Genomic DNA, 18,383 nt, shown 5'->3' with positions numbered 1-18,383 from the left:
GAGGAAGGGCGGCCATGGTCGCCCTTGTTTATGGCGCCCCTTGATGGACTCAAGATCGCGCCGGGCTCTGCGACAGCCTGTGCCCGAGTGACGCCATGGGAGCGCATCAAACCTGACGCGCCACGGCAACTTGTAATAGAATGGCCCCCTGTCATCTCTTACTTCAGATCCGAACCGCACCGCGCATGAAGAAGTTTGCCAAGATCCTGCTCGCCTGCCTCTGCCTGTTGCTGGCCTCCGTCGCCGCACTGCTGGGCTACAGCGAGTGGACCGTGTCGGACGCCCGTCACTACACCTACGACGACGTCGATGCGGTGCCCTACAATCGGGTCGCCCTGGTGCTCGGCACCTCCAAGTATCTGATCGGGGGCAGCCCGAACCACTACTTCAAATACCGCATCAAGGCCGCTGCCGAGCTCTACAACAACGGCAAGGTGGACTACATCCTGGTTTCCGGCGACAACGCCACCGTCCAGTACAACGAACCACGCCAGATGCGGCGCGCCCTGATCCAGGCGGGCATTCCCGCCAGCGCCATCTACAGCGACTACGCGGGCTTCCGCACCCTGGACTCCATAGTCCGTGCCAAGGAGGTGTTCGGTCAGGCCCGCTTCACCGTGGTCTCCCAGGCCTTCCACAACGAGCGCGCCATCTTCATCGCCCGCCACTTCGGCATCGAGGCGGTCGGCTTCAATGCCCTGGATCCCAGCGCCTATCAGGGCATCAAGACCCGGGTGCGCGAGGTGTTCGCCCGCCTGATGGGGTTGCTCGATCTCTACGTGCTGGACAAGGGGCCCAAGTTCCTCGGCGAGCCCATCGTCATCGGTGGTCCCATCCCCTGCCAGCCCCTGAGCACCATAGGGGCCAGCCAGCCCTGCCTGCCGATTCCCTCAGTGGCGCCGGTGCAGAAGCCGCTCGACAAGGCAACCAGTGCGGCAACGGCAACCAGCGCGGCAACGGCAACCAGTGCAGCAACGGCAACCAGTGCGGCGACGGCCACCGCCCCCTGAACAGACATAAGCAAGAGACCCGCCTGATGGCGGGTCTCTTTTTTTTATGAGGGAAGAAAAAAGGAAAAGGCTCAGACCAGCGCCTGCCGGTAGCGGCGTGCCACCTCGGCCCAGTCGATCACCTTGTAAAACGCGGCTATGTAGTCGGGACGCTTGTTCTGGTACTTGAGGTAGTAGGCGTGCTCCCACACGTCCAGCCCCAGAATGGGTACCAGCCCCTCCATCAGGGGACTGTCCTGGTTGGCGCTGCTCATCACCTGCAGGTGGCCCGCCTTGTCCACAACCAGCCAGGCCCAACCGCTGCCGAAGCGACTCAGGGCCGCCTGGGTGAAGGCCTGTTTGAAGGCCTCCAACCCGCCCAGGTCCCGCTCGATCGCCGCGGCCAACTCACCGCCCGGTTCACCGCCGCCTCGGGGGCTCATCACCTGCCAGAACAGGCTGTGGTTGGCATGGCCGCCACCGTGATTGCGCACCGCCCCCTGCACGCTCACCGGCAGGCTGTCGAAACGGGCGAGCAGTTCCTCCACCGGCAGGGCAGCCAGCTCGGGGAGCTCGACCAGGGCAGCATTGAGGTTGGTGATATAGGTCTGGTGGTGACGGCTGTGGTGGATCTCCATGGTCAGCGCGTCTATGTGAGGCTGCAGCGCGTCATAGGCGTAGCCGAGGGCAGGCAGGGTATGGCTCATGGTCGTTCTCTCTCTTGTTGGGCTCAATGCAATCGATGGGCGGGCTCGGTCTGGCACTGACATTGACCGAGGCAGCGCAAAATGCCGTCGTGATGACCGTGTTTTTGCACGAAGGCGAGCAGCTCGGTGCGGGTGCCGCGGCTATGGCGCAGGGCCGCCACCCGCAGGGGATCCGGGCTGGCGGGAGACTGGCTGGTGGCGAGCAGGCAGTCGTGGACATGGCACAACATGTCGGCGGCCCTGTCCGGCAGCGTCATGGCCACCAGCAGATCCGCCAGGTTGTGGTGGGCCACCACCAGGGCTGCCACGGCTTCGTCCGCATCCGGCCAGCAGGCGAACTGCTGACGGGCCAGCCACAGGGCCTGCTGGTAATAATCGAGCGCCCTGGCGTGCTCCCCCGCGTCGAAGTGGCGATTGCCACTCAGGGTCTGCTCCTTCCAGTGCGCCATACTGTTGTCCGCGTCGGTGGCGCCGACCCATCCCTTCACCCAGGTTACCGTCATGACTCAGCCACTTAAATGATAATAATTATTATTTAACTTATTTAATGGGCGGACACAAGGAATAGTTGGCGCGGCATTTTTGCCCATATGGGTAGGGTTTTTCTGCAATCCCCGGTTTAGTGATCCCCTCCACAGATACATATGAGTTCAGCTACCATGCTGCTGCTACTGGCATGAGGCCGGTGGCTGCCCCGGTGACGATCGACGATCAGAGTGCAGCCGGTTTTCACAAGGATGGTGAAGATGAAAAGATGGCTATTGGTGCTGTTGTGCGCCCTGCCCATGCTGGGCCAGGGGGCCGGTTATACCCAGACCCGCTACCCCATAGTGCTGGTGCACGGGTTGTTCGGCTTCGACAAGCTGCTCGGAGTCGATTACTTCTACGGTATCCCCCAGGCACTGACCCGGGATGGCGCCCGCGTCTATGTGGCGCAGGTCTCCGCCACCCAGAGTTCGGAGCTGCGCGGCGAACAGTTGCTCAAACAGGTGCAGCAGGTGCTCGCCATCACAGGAGCGGAGAAGGTGAACCTCATCGGTCACTCCCACGGTGGCCCCACCATTCGCTATGTGGCCTCGGTCGCCCCCGAGCTGGTCGCCTCCGCTACCAGCGTGGGGGGCGTCAACCAGGGTTCGGAAATTGCCGATCTGGTACGCGCCAGGGTGGAACCGGGATCGCCAGCCGAGCAGCTGGCGGTGGCCGCCGCCTCGGCGCTCTCCGGGATCATCTCGCTGCTCTCCGGCGGCAGCGACCTGCCTCAGGATCCCCTCGCCTCCCTCGATGCCCTGACCAGCTCGGGTGCCCAGCGTTTCAACCAGCGCTATCCGGAAGGGCTTCCCAGCCAGCATTGTGGCGAGGGGCCGCTGCGCGCCGCCAACGGCGTCTACTACTTCTCCTGGAGCGGGCGCGGCAACATGACCAACATCCTGGATCCGGTGGATCCGGCGCTGGCCCTGACCGGCACCTTCTTCCGCGAGCCCAATGACGGCCTGGTCGGGGTCTGCAGCAGCCACCTCGGCAAGGTGATCGGCACCGGCTACCGGATGAACCACCTGGACGAAGTGAACCAGTCGTTTGGCATCCATCACCTGTTCGACACCGACCCCGTGACCCTGTACCGCCAGCACGCCAACCGCCTGCAAGGATTGGGGCTATGAACAGGGGCGTGCTGATACTGGCACTGCTGTGCCCGACCCTGCTGCTTGGAGTGCTGGCGTTCTGCCCGAGTGCGGAGCCACCCTTGGATGCCGCCCCCGAGCAGGGAGCCCTGCGCCACCAGCTGGCCCAGCGCCTGGAGCGAGGCGAGACAGACGAAGAGGACCCGCTGCTGAGTCGCTATCAAGGCTTCCTGGCGGCGGAGTCCAGCCTGACGGTGCCGACGGATCCGGGCCTCGCCAGCCTGCAACTGCTGTTTGACGAGCGCGAGCAGTTGCGCCAGCAGAGCTTCACCCCTGCCGAGCAGGAGCAGCTGTTTGCCGAAGATCGGCTGATGGAGCAGTGGACCCTGCGCCGCAAGGCGCTGGCGGAGGCCGACGACGCTGACAGGGAGGCACTCGGTGAGGAGCTCGCTCTCTGGCTGGCGGAGCAGCCCCAGTGGTTTCGGGAGGCCGAGGCCAATGGCCGCCTGCTCGGCGATCTGCAGCGCCTGGAGCAGATCTCCCCCGCCGAGCGGGACGCCGTGCTGCTGGAGCAACTGGGACCGGAGGCGGTGGATCGGCTGCGCCAGCTGGCGCAGAGCCAGCAAGGGTTCGAGCAGCAGTTGGCGGGTTATCTGGCGGAACTCGAGCCACTGCGACCCCGGGATCGTGCCGAGCAGCAACGGACGATCCTGGCGCGCTGGTTCGATCCCGGACAGTGGCGGCGGGTAGAGGCTCTCACCCGGATAAGGCTGGGGGAGCCAGCATCCGAATGAGAAGGGGCCCGTAATGGGCCCCTCTTGCTGGTTCTGTTATTGCGGCTTGTTGGCGCCCGGCAGCGGCTGCCAGGTGAGGCGAGTCACCTGGGTACCCCGCACCTCGCAGGTGAGGCAAAGATCCTGCCACCCCTTCTCCTGGCGCAGAGAGACCTCTCCTTTCATGCCCTGCTCGCTCGTCTTGAGTTTCGCCGGCTCGGCGATCACCTTGTCGCCCTTGGCGAGCGTCATCAGCTTGTCATTGCAGAGCCACCGGGCCAGATCCGCCCCCTTCGGTTTGGCGCCTCCTTCGCTGGCCTTCTGCTCCGCCTGGCTCGGCACGAACAGCGCGCTCAGTTCAGCTGCCCGCCGGGTGAGCCAGGCTTCGCGCTGCTGCATGCTCATCTTGCTGACGAACTCTGCCGGCTGGCCCTTGTCATCAAGCCAGCGGGTCAGCTTGCCCTGGTCATCGAAGGCGAACTGGGCCGCGGGCTCCTTTACCCCGAACAGCTTGCCTCCCTTGAAGTAGTAACGGCTCTCCCCCTCCTGCTTGCCCTGCTCGTTCAGGATGGGCACGGCGATGATGACGGGGGCGCCGTCGATCCAGGCCTTGATATCTACCCCGTCATGACTGAACTGGCGTGTATCGAGGGCACTCTGTGCCCCCTTCTCCATCAGGGCGAACTGCTCGGCCAGGGTGGTGGCGAGCGAAGGCAGGGAACAGAGTCCCAGGGTCAGAGCGATCAGGGTATTGCGCATAAGTGTCCTGTGATGGGCCAAAGGCCGGGTTAACTCTCTACCAGCCAGGCCCTCAGTCCCTCCCGGTGAGCGTCGCTCAGGGGACGGGATTGACGAGTCTGGTAGTCAAAATGGATCAGGGTCGTCTCGGCTGTCACCGCCAGCTCGCCGCCCTGCCAGGCTTCCTGCCAGAGCGTGAAGGAGCTGGTGCCGATGCGCCGTACCCCCGTCTTGATCAATACCTGCTGGCCATAGAACAGTTCCCGTTTGAACTGCACCGCATAACCCGCGATGATCAGATGCCAGTTGTGCACATCCAGCTCGGGAGAGAAGAGGCGAAACAGGGGATCACGGGCCGATTCAAACCAGACCGCCGGTACCGTGTTGTTGATATGGCCGAGGGCGTCCGTCTCTTGAAAACGGGGTTGGATCTGCATTTCCAGCATGGATATCGACTCCTTGTCGTGGGACCGCGCACAGGCTAGCGCGCCAACCCTCATGACTCAAGCGTCCCGGCATCCGGGTGGTAGCCGTCTCCGGTTTCCGCTGCCGCCATCCCCTGTTCGGGTCTGAGCCATGCGCTGCGAAAATCGAACCAGCCGAGGGCCGTCATGCGCACCCCGTGCACGCCGACCCGGCTCTCCAGCTCCAGCCAGTGGTGAAACAACGGCACGAACCAGCCCCGGCGCTGCACCTCGGCCAGCAAGGCCCGCGGGCCGGGCTCGGCGCCGCTGGCGCGCCACTGCGTCAATCCCTGCCACAAACGCTGCTGGCCGCCCCACACCTTGCGCAGCAAGGGGGTGCCCTGGAGCCAGGCATAGGGGGCGAAGGCGTGCTCATGCTCCAGGTTCAAGGTGCCGAGCCAGAGATCCACGTCTTCATCGGCACCGCTCACCCAGCGGCCGTAATCCAGGGTGTGCACCTCGAGCCGGATCCCCTGCTCCCCGAGCAGGCTGGCCATGGCGCCGGCACACTCCTCAAACTCCAGGTGCTGGTTGAAGCAGGCCAGCACCAGCCGGGTCGGCAACCGTGCCGGCCTCGGCTCCTCGGCGGGCAGTGTCTCGCGCCAGTGGGGCAGCAAGCCGAGGGCACTGGTCCAGCCCCGTTGCAGCTCGGGGGCGACCCGTCCCATCAGGGCGATGGGGTTCAGCAGCCGGGTCAGCCACTGACGCAGAGCGGGATCCTGCAGCGGGGGGGATCTGTCGTCCTGCAGCAGGAAGTAGCAGCCCGATTCCAGTTCCGACTCACCACGCATGGTGCCGAGCTCGGGGCTGTCGCGCCCCAGCTGCAGGTGGCTCTCCAGCCGCTCCGCCAGCTCCGGCAGCATCCAGATGTCGATCTCGTCGAGCAGAGCCCGCAGGCCGAAGTAGTCGTCGAAGGCCTCGAGGCACAGCTGCAGGGGATCGTTGGCAACCACCTTGTAGGGGCCGGTACCGACCGGCTGCAGGGCAAAGCCCGCCTCTTCCTTGAGCTCGCGCGGCAGGATCGCCGCCACCGGCTCCGCCAGCAGATGGGGCAGCAGGGGATCCGGACTGTCGAGATACATATCCAGGGTGCGCGGCCAGGGGCTCTCCAGCCGTGCCAGATGGGCAAACAGCGGGCGTTCGCGCAAGGCATGCAGGCTCTCCATCACATCTTCCACCCCCAGCTCGCGGCCATGGTGAAAACGCACCGCCGGCCTCAGATAGAAGCGCCAGTGACAGGGGCCGAGGCACTCCCAGTGGTGAGCCAGATCCCCCTCGATTTCCCCATTTTCCTCATTTCGCCGGGTCAGGCCGTTGAAGATCTGCCGACTCAGGTGAATTTCGGAGCGGCGCAGGGGATCCGTGGGCAGCAGCTGGGGCAGCGGACGATAGTAGGGCACCCGCAGGATCTGGCGCCCCTCCCTGGTGGCCTGGCCGAGCTGCTCGATGAGCAGCGGGGTGAGCAAATCCAGCCGCCCTTCCGCCAGCCGTACCGCCTGGGTGAGCTGCCCCTGACTCAGCAGATCCCGCAGCCGGCGACGAGTCAGGCTCTCCTGATTGTCCAGCAGGATGAGCCGGGAACGTCGTCCCCTGCCCGCCTCGGCCGACCAGCTGAGCCAGCCCTGATCCTGCATGCGACGCAGCAGCAGGCGGGCGTTGCGCGGGGTGCAACAGAGCAGATCCGCCACCTCGGCGAGGCTGATCTCCCGCTCATCGCAGCCAAGCTGCTGGGCGAGCCGTTGAAATTGCTGGTAGAGGCGGTTGCTGGGCATAAAAGAGGAAATCCTTTTGATGAAGTTTGTCAGTTTTTACTTCCTCATTTTAGCTCAATACTGTTGGCGAACGTGAACACCACAGCACAGGAGCACCATCATGAGCCAGACCACCCCCCATGCACCGAACCGGATCCAGCAGATCCTGCGCCGCTACTTCCGCCGGATCCTGCCCCGTCCCCTGACCCTGATCGAGGATCCCATGCAGCAGCTCAACCGCCTGATGCAGTGGGACATGCACCAGATAGACGACAGGGAGTATCGTCGCCGCCTCTGAATGGGCCAGGACTCAGGACGGGAAAGGGCGCAGCAGGATCACAACCCCACTGGCATTGCTTTGCCGGATTGGGTGGTTTACATCGGCGCAGGGCCTGCTAGATTGGACGTCTATCCATCTATAACTGCTACCCAGCAACATCCAACAAGGAGTGTGTGATGAAAGATGCGACCCTGGCCCTGCACCACGGCTTTTCCCACGATCCCACCACCAAGGCGGTGGCCGTGCCCATCTACCAGACGGTGGCCTACGAGTTCGACAGCGCCCAGCACGGGGCGGATCTGTTCAACCTGGCGGTGCCAGGCAACATCTACACCCGCATCATGAACCCCACCAACGATGTGCTGGAACAACGGATGGCCGCGCTGGAGGGAGGCATCGCCGGGCTGGTGGTCTCGGCGGGTTCCGCCGCCATCACCTACGCCATTCAGGCGTTGACCGCCGCCGGCGACAACATCGTCTCCACCCCCCAGCTCTATGGCGGCACCTACACCCTGTTCGCCCACATGTTGCCGAGTTTCGGGGTCGAGGTGCGCTTTGCCAAGGATGACAGCGCCGAGGCCATCGCCGCCCTCATCGACGACAGGACCAAGGCGGTCTATTGCGAGAGCATCGGCAACCCGGCGGGCAACATCGTCGATCTGGCGGCCTTCGCCAAGGTGGCCCACGCCCGTGGCGTGCCGCTCATCGTCGACAACACGGTCGCCACCCCTGTGCTGTGCAAACCCATAGAGCACGGCGCCGACATCGTGGTACACAGCCTAACCAAGTACGTGGGCGGCCATGGCAACTCCCTGGGGGGCGTCATCGTCGACTCGGGCAAGTTCCCCTGGGCGGATCACGCCGAGCGCTTCCCCCAGCTCACCCAGCCTGAGCCCTCCTATCACGGGGTGGTCTATACGGACGCCTTTGGCCCGGCCGCCTTCATCGGCCGGGTGCGCACCGTGCCCCTGCGCAACACCGGCGCGGCGCTGGCCCCCATGAACGCCTTCCTGCTGCTGCAGGGACTGGAGACCCTGAGCCTGCGCATGGAGCGCCACGTGGACAACGCCCTGCGGGTCGCCCACCACCTCAAGCATCACCCCAAGGTGGCCTGGGTCAGCTATGCCGGTCTGCCGGATCACCCCCACTATCCGCTGGCGGAGAAGTACATGGGCGGCCGTCCCTCGGCCATCCTCTCCTTCGGTCTGAAGGAAGGGTATGAGGCGGGGGTACGCTTCTACGATGCGCTCAAGATCTTCAAGCGGCTGGTCAACATCGGCGATGCCAAGTCCCTGGCCTGCCACCCCGCCTCCACCACCCACCGCCAGCTGAGCGAAGCCGAGCAGGCCAAGGCCGGGGTCAAACCGGAGATGATCCGGCTGTCGGTGGGGATCGAGGCCATCGAAGACATACTGGCGGATCTGGATCAGGCACTGGAGGCCTGAGTCAGCCAACAGAAGAGCGGGCACTGCCCGCTCTTTTTTGTCTGCCGGTGAACCACTTGCCTCGCCCGTTCGTACACACAATCCCGCCACCGAATCGAGGTTCCCATGATAGTTCTGCACCACCTGAACAAGTCCCGCTCCCAACGCATCATCTGGCTGCTCGAGGAGCTGGGCCTGCCCTACCGGATCCAGGCCTACCAGCGCGACGCCACCACCTTCCTCGCGCCTCCCGAGCTCAAGGCCATCCATCCCCTCGGCAAGTCGCCGGTCATCGAGTTCGACGGCCGCGTGCTGGCCGAATCCGGCGCCATCACCGAATACCTGATCGCCCGCCATGCGGCCGAGCGGCTGGCGCCGGCCCCCGATAGCCCCGACTATCCCGAATACCTGCAGTGGCTCCACTTTGCCGAGAGCTCCGGCATCCTGCCGCTGCTGCTGGACATGTTCGTGCGAAAAGATGGCAGCCCGATGCGCTTCCTGCCGGACTACGCCAAGGCGGAGTGCGCCAAGGTGCTGGGCTATCTCAACGAGGTGCTGGCAAGCCGCCGCTATCTGGTGGGGGATCGCCTCTCCGGCGCCGACATCATGAACTCCTTCCTGGTGGATCTGCTGGCCCAGGGCGGCCAGCTGGCCCGGTTCCCGCACCTTGAGGCCTACTGGCAGCGGCTCAACAGCCACCCGGCCCGCCAGAAGGCGGCAGCCCTGGAGCGCGAGCTGGATCTGGGAGCCTGATCCTCTCCCCTCAGTGCCCCACCCCGGAATGCAAAACGCCCCGACAATCGGGGCGTTTTCTTTTCAGCTCGTCAAGCAGATGATCAGAGCGCGTGGGAAAGGATCCGCGCCACCTTGTCGGGATCGATATCCTGCTGCTCCCCGAGGGCGGTCAGGCCGAAGCGCTTGAGGTTGGAGCAGATGGCGGGGATGCAGCTCTCTGTCAGACCGTAGTCGGCGAGGCGGGTGCCCACCCCCATCTGCTGGAAGAACTGCTCGGTGCGGATAATCGCCTCCTCGATGCGCAGCGCCCTGTCCTCGCGGCCGGAGTGCCACACCCGTTCGGCGAACTGGGCCAGCTTTTCCTGCTTCTGGGCCGATTGCTCCCGCAGCAATGAAGGCAGCACCACCGCCAGGCTCTGGGCATGATCCAGCCCGTGCAGGGCGGTGAGCTGGTGACCTATGGCATGGGTGGACCAGTCCTGGGGCACACCGCGCCCGATGAGGCCGTTGAGGGCCAGGCTGGCGGCCCACATCAGGTTGGCGCGCACCTGGTAGTTGGTGGGCTCCGTCAACGCTCGCGGGCCGTTGTCCACCAGCACCTGCAGCAGGCCCTCTGCCAACCTGTCCTGCACCTCGCCCCCCACCGGGAAGGTGAGGTACTGCTCCAGGATGTGGACGAAGGCATCCACCACGCCGTTGCCCACCTGGCGCGGCGGCAGGCTGTAGGTGGTGGTGGGATCCAGCACCGCAAACCGGGGCAGCACCAACGGGTTGTAGAAGGAGAGCTTGGCCTCCCCCCGGCTCACCACGGCGGCCGGATTGCTCTCGGATCCAGTGGCTGGCAGGGTCAGCACGCAGCCGAGCGGCAAGGCCGCCTTGACCGGTGCCTTGTCCAGCAGGATCTCCCAGGGGTCCTCCCCCTCGAAGCAGGCCGCCGCCGCCACGAACTTGGTGCCATCCACTACGGATCCGCCGCCCACCGCCAGCAGGAAGTCGATGCGCTCGCGCTTGACCAGAGCCACCGCCTCCATCAACTGATCGTACTGAGGGTTGGCACCTATACCGGGAAACTCCAGCCACTCCCTTCCCGCCAGCGCCTGGGTCAACTGCTCATAGACACCGTTCTGCTTGATGCTGCCGCCGCCGTAGAGCACCAGCAGGCGGCTGCCTGCAGGGACAAGCTCCGGCAATGTGGCGATCTGGCCCTCCCCGAAACAGATGCGAGTAGGATTGGCATATTGGAAGTTGTACACGGCAGAGCCCTCGATTGAATGCATGCAGGAGGATTGTGCGCCAGCCGGCCCATCGGGTCAAAAAACGGGAGCAAGCCATCAAAATGGTGATCCGCCTCCTTCGGCATGATGGTACTCAGGTGTGACTTTGCTATGGTGTAACTGGAGAAGGGGTCACTCCCCTGCTCCATCATGGCGCCGCGCCATGTCGTCATCCTGACGCCTCTCACGGGGTTCTGTTTTCCAGCCATAGGGTCTAATCATGAAACTGAAGCACGCATGGATCGCAGGAGTGCTCACTCTCTGTGTCAATCCCCTGATACAGGCCGCCGAGGTCACCACCAATGTGGCCGTCACCCCGGGCCAGGCCAGCCTGGCCGAAGAGGTGAAAGCCGAGGCGACCGTTACCGCCATCGATCTCGCGACCCGCAAGGTCAGCCTGAAGAATGCCGAAGGCAAGACCTTCGATCTGGTTGCCGGAGAAGAGGTGACCAACCTCCAGAATCTCAAGGTGGGGGACGTGGTGGCGCTGCGCTACCTGCAACTGCTGGATCTCGAGCTGCTCAAGGGCACCGCCGGGGTGAGAAAACGGGTGGTGGAAGTAGACGGGAGCAAGGCGGCCGCCGGTGAGCAACCGGGCGCCGGGGCCGGCATGCAGGTGACCATCTATGCCGATGTCATCGACGTCGACAAGGCGCAGCAGACCATCAGGGTCAAGGGCGTGGACAATACCCTCACCCTCAAGGTGAAGGATCCGGCCCAGTTCGCCCTGATCGCCAAGGGGGATCAGATCAAGGCGGTCCAGACCACGGCCATCGCCATAGGGATAGTGCCAAAACCCTGAGGCACGCCCTCTACGGCAGGGAGGGCACTGGCGCTCCCTGCTTCATCTTTCCCCCGCATCCGGGGCAACATCTTGCCCATCTGACACTAAAGATTGCCGTTCGAGTCGGTGATGTCAGGCTTGGGCACTCTGCCCGCTCGACGACTTGCCGGTGAGCCTGTCCATGGCCGCCTTGAGCATGGCATCACGCTGCTCGGTCAGGGCCCGGGTCTGGGTCTCCCGCTCTTCGGCCGAGAGCGTCTTGTCGTCGGCCACCCCCTTGATCTGGCTCTCGAGATCGTCAAATTTTTTGCGATCGAAGCCGAGTGCCTTGTCCACCAGCTGCTGCACCACCGTATTGCTGGCGCTCCCGGCCAGGGAGGCGCTCTTGCCGCTTCTGGCAAGATGCTCGTAAGTCAGTACCTGCTGCGCCTTGCCGGTCAGCACCTGGCTGGAGAGGCTGACCTGCTGATCCCAGCTCCCCTGCTGGCTGTCATCGCCACTGAGGGTGGCCAGGGCACGGCTGTGGGACGCACTCTGGGCGAGTTGCTGACCATAAGGTTTGATATCCATGAAGGCTCCACGCTGCTGCCGGCCAAACCGGCGTCCGGGGAGACACTCCCCGCCAATCACCATGACTCAGCAAGTTGCAGGCCAACTTGACCACTCGCTGGCAGCGATCTGGGATAGAGGGTGGATGACGCCAGACGGGGGCGGCGGGCGGGATAGAAAACAGAGCGAGAAGAGGCACCCAGGGGTGCCTCTTCTCATCCCGCCGAGACGGGGTTCAGCGACGGCTGATCTGCAGCGGGCCGAAGGTCTGGGCCACCGGCATGATCTCTATGCTGTTGATGTTGACGTGAGCGGGCTGCTGACTGACCCAGAGCACGGTATTGGCGATGTCCTCCGGCTGGATGGCCTGCACCCCCTGATAGACGGTGGCCGCCTTGGCGTCGTCACCGTGGAAGCGCACGTTGGAGAACTCGGTACCGCCGCACAGACCAGGCTCCACATTGGTGACGCGCACCGCGCTGCCCGCCAGATCGGCACGCAGGTTCAGGCTGAACTGCTTCACGAACGCCTTGGTGGCGCCATAGACGTTGCCGCCCGGGTAGGGGTAAGTGCCAGCGATGGAGCCGATGTTGACCACGTGGCCGCGATTGCGCGCCACCATGCCTGGCAGCAGCAGGCGGGTGAGCAGGGTCAGGCCACTGATGTTGGTGGCTATCATCTGCTCCCAGTCTTCGAGATCCGCCTTGTGGGCGGGCTCAAGCCCGAGCGCCAGTCCGGCGTTGTTCACCAGCAGGTCCACCTCGCACCACTCGGCCGGCAGCCCCTCGATGGCGGCGCGGGTGGCGGCCTTGTCCTGCACGTCGAACGCCAGCGGCAGGAACTGCTCGCCCAGCTCGTCGGCCAGGGCGGCCAGCCGTTCGGCGCGGCGACCGGTGCCGATCACCCTGTAACCCGCGTTCACCAGCAGACGGCTGATGGCTTCACCAAACCCGGACGAGGCGCCCGTTACCATTGCGATCATCTGAACCTCCATTGTGATTTATCTTGTTGAAACAAAAAGAATTCATTCATCATCCAACTCGCGGCCCGTCGCTTTTCGCCAGATAAACACCGCCAGATGCAGCAGCAACAGGCCGCTGCCCCCCAGGGCAAACAGCAGGCCGGTGAGGGCGTTGACCGAGGTGTCGGCACCACACCACCACCAGACCAGCCAGCCCACCAAGCCGATGACGAGCGTCTGGATGGCGCAGATCGGGCAGCGCCCCAGCCTGGCCCTGATGGCGGTGGCAAGACAGTTGTCACAGCTCATGGCTGCCCCTTGATGTCGCGGCAGCGCGGCTCATGCTGACCCCGAAGGCGGTGGCAAGACAGTTGTCACAGCTCATGGCTGCCCCTTGATGTCGCGGCAGCGCGGCTCATGCTGACCCCGAAGGCGGTGGCAAGACAGTTGTCACAGCTCATGACTGCCCCTTGATGTCGCGGCAGCGCGGCTCATGCTGACCCCGAAGGCGGTGGCGAGGCAGTTGTCGCAGCTCATCCTCTCTCCTCTCTCAAGCCTGCTTCAGCGCCAGCACCAGCCGGTGCGCATGCTGGCCCGGGCCGTAGTAATCCGGCAGCCTGAGCCTGGGGCGAAACCCCAGCCCATGGTAGAGGGTCTGGGCTTCGGGGTTGGCATCGGCCACCTCGAGCCGGATAGCCCCCCAGCCCGCTTCCCGGCCCTCCCGGATCACCTGCTCCAGCAGGCGCCTGGCCCAACCCTGGCGGCGCACCGTCCAGCGAATGGCGAGGGTCTGGATGATGAGCCTGTTCCAGCCCCTGTGCTCCAGCACGCTGAGGTAGCCCATCAGTTGCGCCTTCTCATCCAGCAGCAGCAGGGTGCGCCCCCTGGCATGGCTGAGCAGGTAGTGCCAGCGGCTGCGGCCGAAGGCGACCTCGGGGGGAAAACAGTAGCGTTCCAGCTTCACGATGGCGCCCAAATCATCGGTTCGGGCCGTGCGCACGGTCAACACGGGGAGTCCTTGTTCGGTTATTTATCCTCAGCACCAGAAATGCGACTTGTATCACAAGTTACCAAGGCAGAATATTAGGCACTGTAACCTCTTGTTTCCCCTCGCGCCATTGTCGTGCTTGTCGGTGCATCGAAGCCCACTGGGGATCCTGCCTTTTCAGGCAGTCCTTTCTGTGGAGCCGAAAATATGAGTACCTATGTCATCGTCGACGAGCCGGGCGACTGGCCCTGTCGTGCCGATTATCTGCTGACCGCCCGCACCTATCTGCAACACGGCGTGCCGACCACCGGCGGCCGTCCCCGCATCATCAATCTCTGCCGCAGCCTGGAGCACCTGAGTACGGGCTATTACTGTTCCCTGCTGGCCCAGGCCCGCAGCCACCACTGCCTGCCGGGACTGCAGGCCATCAGCCGGCAGCAACCCCAGCAGCCACCGGCCAAGCTGTGGCGCAAGCTGCAGGGCTGGCTGGCCCGCCAAAGCGAGGACAGGATCCGGGTACGCGCCATCTTCGGCCAGTGCGAACAGAGCGAGCTGGCGGGGCTGTCCCGCTACTACTACGGCCTGAACCAGCTGCCGCTGCAAGAGCTGACGCTGAAACGAGGCCGTCACGGCTGGTCGGTGCGCCAGCAGCAGAGCCTATCCCCCCTGGCGCTGAGCCCGCGAGAGCGGGAGCTGATGCTGCAGCACGCCCAGGCCCTGGTCGGTACCGGGGACGAGGAGCAGACGGCGCCGCTCTATCAGCTCGCCATCCTGATGGATCAGAACGATGGCCGGGCCAGCAGCGATGCCCTGGCGATAGAGCGCTTCATCCAGGCCGCCGCCGCCCAGGGGATCCAGGCCGAAATTCTGGCGCCCTCCGCCATCGAGCGGCTGCCGGAGTTCGACACCCTCTGGCTGCGGGCCGAGACCGCGGTGGGCCACTACACCTTCGAGTTCGCCCGCCGTGCCGAGCAGCTCAAGATGCCGGTGATAGACAGCTCCCGCGCCATCCTCGCCTGCAGCAACAAGCTCTACCTCTACGAGCTGATGGTGCGCAGCGGCGTGCCCATGCCGCCCACCATGGTGGTGACCCGCCGTGGCCGCCACCAGGTGGACGAGCTGGTGCAGCGCCTCGGCCTGCCGCTGATGGTGAAGGTGCCCGACGGTGCCCAGGGCCGTGATCTCGCCATGGCCAGCGACGAGACCCAGCTCGCCCGCCTGCTGGACGAGGGGCTGGGCCGCTCCGCCCTGCTGCTGGTGCAGAGCCGGATCCCCGCCGAGTTCGACTGGCGCATCGGCTTTCTCGACGGCTCGCCGCTGTTCGCCTGCCGCCGCTACCGGCCGGAGCCCGGCAACCGCATCCGCCGCCGCAAGCACCCCCTCGACATGAGCCGGATCGAGGCGCTGCCGCTCACCGAAGTGCCGGAACGGGTGTTGCAGACCGCCCGCCGTGCCGTGCACCAGCTCGGCAACGGCCTGTTCGGGGTGGATCTGCGCCAGCAGGGCCAGGGCTGCGTGCTGCTGGAAATCATCGACAACCCCTGGATCCGTGGCGACATCGAAGACAGAGAGGCCAGGGATCTCTATGAACGCCTGGCCAGGGCCTTCCGGCAACGGCTGGAGAACCGGGGGCAGAGCACCCCTGACCGACCATAAACAAAGAGGGCCCCGTGCAGGGGCCCTCTTTGTGATGGGACAGGCGTTATTGCAACTGCAGGAAGCGACCACTGAGGGGTGGCAAGTCCACCGTCAGGCTGCTGCCTCCCATGGCCAGGCGCTCGCCGCTCTGCAGATCCACCAGGGCGCTGCCGCTGCGCAGCTTGCCAACCGGCACGGCATAGCTCTGGGGCGTGGTGGAGACGTTGAGCAGGTAGACTATCTGCTCCGCCGCCGTCTGCTTGATGTCGCCGTAGACGCTGCCCTCGGCCACCAGCTTGATCCTTTCCCCCTGATAGAGGGCGGGGTGGGCGGCACGCAGGGCCAACAGCTGGCCAAGCCACTGCTTGAGCTCGGCCTGCTCGCTGCTCGGGGCAAAGCCGGTGACACCGGGCACCTTGCCGTCGCTGCGGGCCACGTGATCGTCACACAGCCCCTGGGCCGCACAGTCGCCACCCACCTGGGCCGCAAAGCCCGGCACCTCGTCGCCAAACTCCTCGCCGTAATAGAGGGTGATAGGGCCGGAGCGTGCCGCCAGGAAGCTGAAGGCCGCCTTGTGACGCTGCCAGTAGTCCGCCGGATTGAAGTTGCCGCGCTCCAGCAGATCCCCGAAACGCACCAGATCGTGGTTGCCCAGCATCAGGTTAGGCATGGCGTGATCCGGGTAGTTCTCCACCTTGTTCCAGCTGGCATCGAGCACGCTGGCCCCCTGGCCCCCCTTGCCGGACTCCTCCACCGCCAGCGCCTGCACCAAGCCGTAGCGCAGCGGGAAGTCGAACGCAGAGGAGAGCGCCGGGTTGTCGCTGCTGCCGTAGGCCTCGTTACGGATGTCGTCGGCCCCCTTCCACACCTCCCCCACCATGTAGCCTAGGGTGCCCCACTGCTGGCCGGCAGCCTTGCGCGCCGCACTGACCTGCTCCACCTCGCTGCGAATGGCGCGCCACTCGTCCAGCCCTAGCTGATAGGCCTGATCGAGGCGCCAGCCGTCGATGCCGTACTGCTCGACCCAGTAGCGGGCCACTTCCTTGAAGTAGGCAAGGCTCTCGGGCTTGCCATAATCCACCAGCTGGCCAGGGTAGCCGGCGCCGCCACTCTTGAGGGCGGGCAGACGCCCCTCCGGCGAAGGCTTGCTCACCCCGACCCGGTTGACGTGGCCGAACACGCCGTCCAGGAAGACATGCAGCCCACGCTGATGGGCTGCCTCGACCAGTTTTTTCAACTGGGCATTGCTGCCGAAGTTCGGGTCCACGTTGAAGAAGTCGCAGGCGAAGTAGCCGGTGGCATCCAGCCGATCGTCCCCGGCCTGACCGGCACAGGAGTCGAACACAGGGGTCAGCCAGATGGCGTTGACGTTGAGGCTCTTGATGTGGTCCAGGCTGTCGATGATCCCCTGCAGATCGCCGTTGTGCCTGGAAGGACCGTAACCGACACCGTAGTTGGCACTGCCATCGCCATCGACGAAGGATTCCACCATCACCTGATAGGTGCGCAGGTTGCAGGCGGGCTGATCATCGCCGTAGCAGGCGCGGCTGTCCGAGGTGGGGGGCGGATTGACCACGGGGGGCTGGGGTTCGCTGCTGGAGCCCCCGCCGCCGCTGCCGCACGCTGTCAGTAACAAGGCGGCCCCGATCAGGCCGCCATGGCGCAACCTTCCTTGTTTCATTGTTATCTTCCCGCTGTGATGGTGCTGGCGCAAAATACGCCACCCTGGAGCCATGATAGCGGCCTCGCCAAAGCGGGTCTGTGACTGAAAACGTTACCTGACTCAACGCGTTAGCAGGCAAGGCTCAATGCGTGTTGCGATCGTGGAAGGCGTCGCGCTCGTCGATGGGCTTGATCAGGTGATAGACCTCCTGGGCCGACAGGGTGAAGCCTCCAGGCCACTCCAGCTGGTGGCGGCGATTGATGAAGACCCGGGCGAAGCGACGCTCGGTGTCAATGGCGGCAAACAGGGGCTGGCTGCGCCAGGGGGTCAGGTCCAGCACCCCGGTAGTGCCATCCGAGAGCACCACGAACAGGCACCAGTCATGCACATACTCCACATCGATGAAGACCGGCATCCCTTCGGCTCCGATTGAGAAAATCCGGCGCCATTATAGGCAAGCCTCCCGTCCCGCTTTGCAATGAGGATCACACAATGCCCAGTCATTTATGCTGTCTTCTGGCCAGGTCAGGAGCACACCGGCCAGCCGAAGAGCTGGTTGCTGCTGGTTTGTCGGCGTTCTCGGCGGCTCGCCGCTGGCCACCAACATCAACGATCTCTTTATGGAAGGCTGAGCCTGCGAACCGTGCGATGCCTTCGGCGAGTCCGTCAAGCAGGCAAACCAATCCGGCTGGCGGACGACAACCGGTTCCGGCATCACAGCCGGAGGTCATGAAGGATGCCACGCTGGCGCTGTACGATGACGCAGAATAGCCAGATGACCCTCCACAGGCGGGGTGAATAATATGGCTTACGTCTCCCAAATGATGTGCTGACGACTAAATGGGCTCTGGTTGGGTAGATTGGAAGATACGTTCCGACTAGGACGGCAGGCAGACGCAAGCCTGAACGATGGTGAGCGAAGCGGTATATCCGCAACAGGGATCACCTGCATCATGCCCTGAAAAACAATCCCCCGGTGCGGTGCATCGGGGGCTCAAGGTTGGCTGAAATGAGGTCTATCCACTGCCGAAGCGGATATGGACTGA

The 18,383-nt window shown here is 64.5% G+C and carries 20 protein-coding genes; 8 read left to right on the top strand and 12 right to left on the bottom strand.

What is annotated here, in order from left to right; translation table 11 throughout:
• Nucleotides 1-140: 140 nt before the first annotated feature.
• Nucleotides 141-1,010 carry a vancomycin high temperature exclusion protein gene (locus tag ACB039_RS17960; protein WP_082030051.1) on the top strand — a complete coding sequence of 290 codons (870 nt, stop codon included), beginning with the start codon at nucleotides 141-143 and terminating at the stop codon, nucleotides 1,008-1,010.
• A 71-nt stretch (nucleotides 1,011-1,081) separates the two neighbouring features.
• Here ACB039_RS17960 and ACB039_RS17955 read toward each other — a convergent pair whose 3' ends face one another.
• Both ACB039_RS17955 and ACB039_RS17950 read right to left on the bottom strand, forming a co-directional pair.
• Complete coding sequence (locus tag ACB039_RS17955) at nucleotides 1,082-1,696, bottom strand: superoxide dismutase (RefSeq protein WP_139751037.1); 615 nt, start codon at nucleotides 1,694-1,696, stop codon at nucleotides 1,082-1,084.
• A 23-nt stretch (nucleotides 1,697-1,719) separates the two neighbouring features.
• On the bottom strand, nucleotides 1,720-2,145 hold the full coding sequence (locus ACB039_RS17950) for a hypothetical protein (RefSeq protein ID WP_139751042.1): 426 nt from the start codon (nucleotides 2,143-2,145) through the stop codon (nucleotides 1,720-1,722).
• Between the two features lie 297 nt (nucleotides 2,146-2,442).
• Between ACB039_RS17950 and ACB039_RS17945 the strand changes: the two genes are divergently transcribed.
• Both ACB039_RS17945 and ACB039_RS17940 read left to right on the top strand, forming a co-directional pair.
• The gene (locus tag ACB039_RS17945; RefSeq protein WP_043128902.1) at nucleotides 2,443-3,354 is read left to right on the top strand and encodes a triacylglycerol lipase; all 912 of its coding nucleotides are present in this window, start codon (nucleotides 2,443-2,445) and stop codon (nucleotides 3,352-3,354) included.
• The gene (locus tag ACB039_RS17940; protein ID WP_371166160.1) at nucleotides 3,351-4,109 is read left to right on the top strand and encodes a lipase secretion chaperone; all 759 of its coding nucleotides are present in this window, start codon (nucleotides 3,351-3,353) and stop codon (nucleotides 4,107-4,109) included. The genes ACB039_RS17945 and ACB039_RS17940 overlap by 4 nt, the downstream gene beginning before the upstream one ends.
• Nucleotides 4,110-4,145: 36 nt before the next feature.
• On the opposite strand, the gene ACB039_RS17935 is transcribed toward ACB039_RS17940, so the two are convergent.
• Genes ACB039_RS17935 through sgrR form a run of 3 tightly spaced genes read right to left on the bottom strand, consistent with a single transcriptional unit; the run spans nucleotide 4,146 to nucleotide 7,062 of the window.
• On the bottom strand, nucleotides 4,146-4,847 hold the full coding sequence (locus tag ACB039_RS17935; protein ID WP_371166159.1) for a hypothetical protein: 702 nt from the start codon (nucleotides 4,845-4,847) through the stop codon (nucleotides 4,146-4,148).
• Between the two features lie 29 nt (nucleotides 4,848-4,876).
• Nucleotides 4,877-5,272, bottom strand: coding sequence for a thioesterase family protein (locus ACB039_RS17930; RefSeq protein WP_025325530.1), 396 nt, complete (start codon nucleotides 5,270-5,272; stop codon nucleotides 4,877-4,879).
• 50 nt (nucleotides 5,273-5,322) lie between these two features.
• On the bottom strand, nucleotides 5,323-7,062 hold the full coding sequence (gene sgrR, locus ACB039_RS17925) for an HTH-type transcriptional regulator SgrR (RefSeq protein WP_371166158.1): 1,740 nt from the start codon (nucleotides 7,060-7,062) through the stop codon (nucleotides 5,323-5,325).
• A gap of 100 nt (nucleotides 7,063-7,162) precedes the next feature.
• Between sgrR and ACB039_RS17920 the strand changes: the two genes are divergently transcribed.
• From ACB039_RS17920 to ACB039_RS17910, 3 genes are all read left to right on the top strand, one after another.
• The gene (locus ACB039_RS17920) at nucleotides 7,163-7,339 is read left to right on the top strand and encodes a hypothetical protein (RefSeq protein WP_371166157.1); all 177 of its coding nucleotides are present in this window, start codon (nucleotides 7,163-7,165) and stop codon (nucleotides 7,337-7,339) included.
• Between the two features lie 158 nt (nucleotides 7,340-7,497).
• Nucleotides 7,498-8,766, top strand: coding sequence for an O-acetylhomoserine aminocarboxypropyltransferase/cysteine synthase family protein (locus ACB039_RS17915; protein ID WP_371166156.1), 1,269 nt, complete (start codon nucleotides 7,498-7,500; stop codon nucleotides 8,764-8,766).
• A gap of 105 nt (nucleotides 8,767-8,871) precedes the next feature.
• A complete protein-coding gene (locus ACB039_RS17910) occupies nucleotides 8,872-9,498 on the top strand; it encodes a glutathione S-transferase family protein (RefSeq protein WP_371166155.1) in 627 nt (208 codons plus the stop codon).
• Between the two features lie 83 nt (nucleotides 9,499-9,581).
• On the opposite strand, the gene ACB039_RS17905 is transcribed toward ACB039_RS17910, so the two are convergent.
• The gene (locus ACB039_RS17905; protein WP_082030048.1) at nucleotides 9,582-10,757 is read right to left on the bottom strand and encodes an iron-containing alcohol dehydrogenase; all 1,176 of its coding nucleotides are present in this window, start codon (nucleotides 10,755-10,757) and stop codon (nucleotides 9,582-9,584) included.
• Nucleotides 10,758-10,974: 217 nt separating this feature from the next.
• On the opposite strand from ACB039_RS17905, the gene ACB039_RS17900 reads away from it, so the two are divergent.
• Nucleotides 10,975-11,556, top strand: coding sequence for a hypothetical protein (locus ACB039_RS17900; protein WP_041206510.1), 582 nt, complete (start codon nucleotides 10,975-10,977; stop codon nucleotides 11,554-11,556).
• 114 nt (nucleotides 11,557-11,670) lie between these two features.
• On the opposite strand, the gene ACB039_RS17895 is transcribed toward ACB039_RS17900, so the two are convergent.
• The 4 genes from ACB039_RS17895 to ACB039_RS17880 all read right to left on the bottom strand — a co-directional run bounded on the left by ACB039_RS17895 (nucleotide 11,671) and on the right by ACB039_RS17880 (nucleotide 14,057).
• Complete coding sequence (locus ACB039_RS17895) at nucleotides 11,671-12,108, bottom strand: hypothetical protein (protein WP_268423713.1); 438 nt, start codon at nucleotides 12,106-12,108, stop codon at nucleotides 11,671-11,673.
• Nucleotides 12,109-12,322: 214 nt separating this feature from the next.
• Nucleotides 12,323-13,069, bottom strand: a complete 747-nt coding sequence (locus ACB039_RS17890; protein WP_270823577.1) for an SDR family oxidoreductase — start codon at nucleotides 13,067-13,069, stop codon at nucleotides 12,323-12,325.
• A gap of 42 nt (nucleotides 13,070-13,111) precedes the next feature.
• Nucleotides 13,112-13,357, bottom strand: coding sequence for a DUF3624 family protein (locus ACB039_RS17885; RefSeq protein ID WP_371166154.1), 246 nt, complete (start codon nucleotides 13,355-13,357; stop codon nucleotides 13,112-13,114).
• Between the two features lie 241 nt (nucleotides 13,358-13,598).
• A complete protein-coding gene (locus tag ACB039_RS17880; RefSeq protein ID WP_371166153.1) occupies nucleotides 13,599-14,057 on the bottom strand; it encodes an N-acetyltransferase family protein in 459 nt (152 codons plus the stop codon).
• A 186-nt stretch (nucleotides 14,058-14,243) separates the two neighbouring features.
• On the opposite strand from ACB039_RS17880, the gene ACB039_RS17875 reads away from it, so the two are divergent.
• Nucleotides 14,244-15,692, top strand: a complete 1,449-nt coding sequence (locus tag ACB039_RS17875; protein WP_371166152.1) for a RimK family protein — start codon at nucleotides 14,244-14,246, stop codon at nucleotides 15,690-15,692.
• 46 nt (nucleotides 15,693-15,738) lie between these two features.
• Here ACB039_RS17875 and ACB039_RS17870 read toward each other — a convergent pair whose 3' ends face one another.
• Nucleotides 15,739-17,355 carry an alpha-amylase family glycosyl hydrolase gene (locus ACB039_RS17870; RefSeq protein WP_371166151.1) on the bottom strand — a complete coding sequence of 539 codons (1,617 nt, stop codon included), beginning with the start codon at nucleotides 17,353-17,355 and terminating at the stop codon, nucleotides 15,739-15,741.
• A gap of 124 nt (nucleotides 17,356-17,479) precedes the next feature.
• On the bottom strand, nucleotides 17,480-17,752 hold the full coding sequence (locus tag ACB039_RS17865; RefSeq protein WP_005328751.1) for a DUF2442 domain-containing protein: 273 nt from the start codon (nucleotides 17,750-17,752) through the stop codon (nucleotides 17,480-17,482).
• Between the last annotated feature and the right edge of the window lie 631 nt (nucleotides 17,753-18,383).

It is taken from the genome of Aeromonas sp. S2(2024) (assembly GCF_041402505.1).
GTDB lineage: Bacteria > Pseudomonadota > Gammaproteobacteria > Enterobacterales > Aeromonadaceae > Aeromonas > Aeromonas media.
The sequence above is the reverse complement of the archived record's forward strand: the minus strand, read 5'-3'. Positions and strand labels throughout refer to the sequence as shown.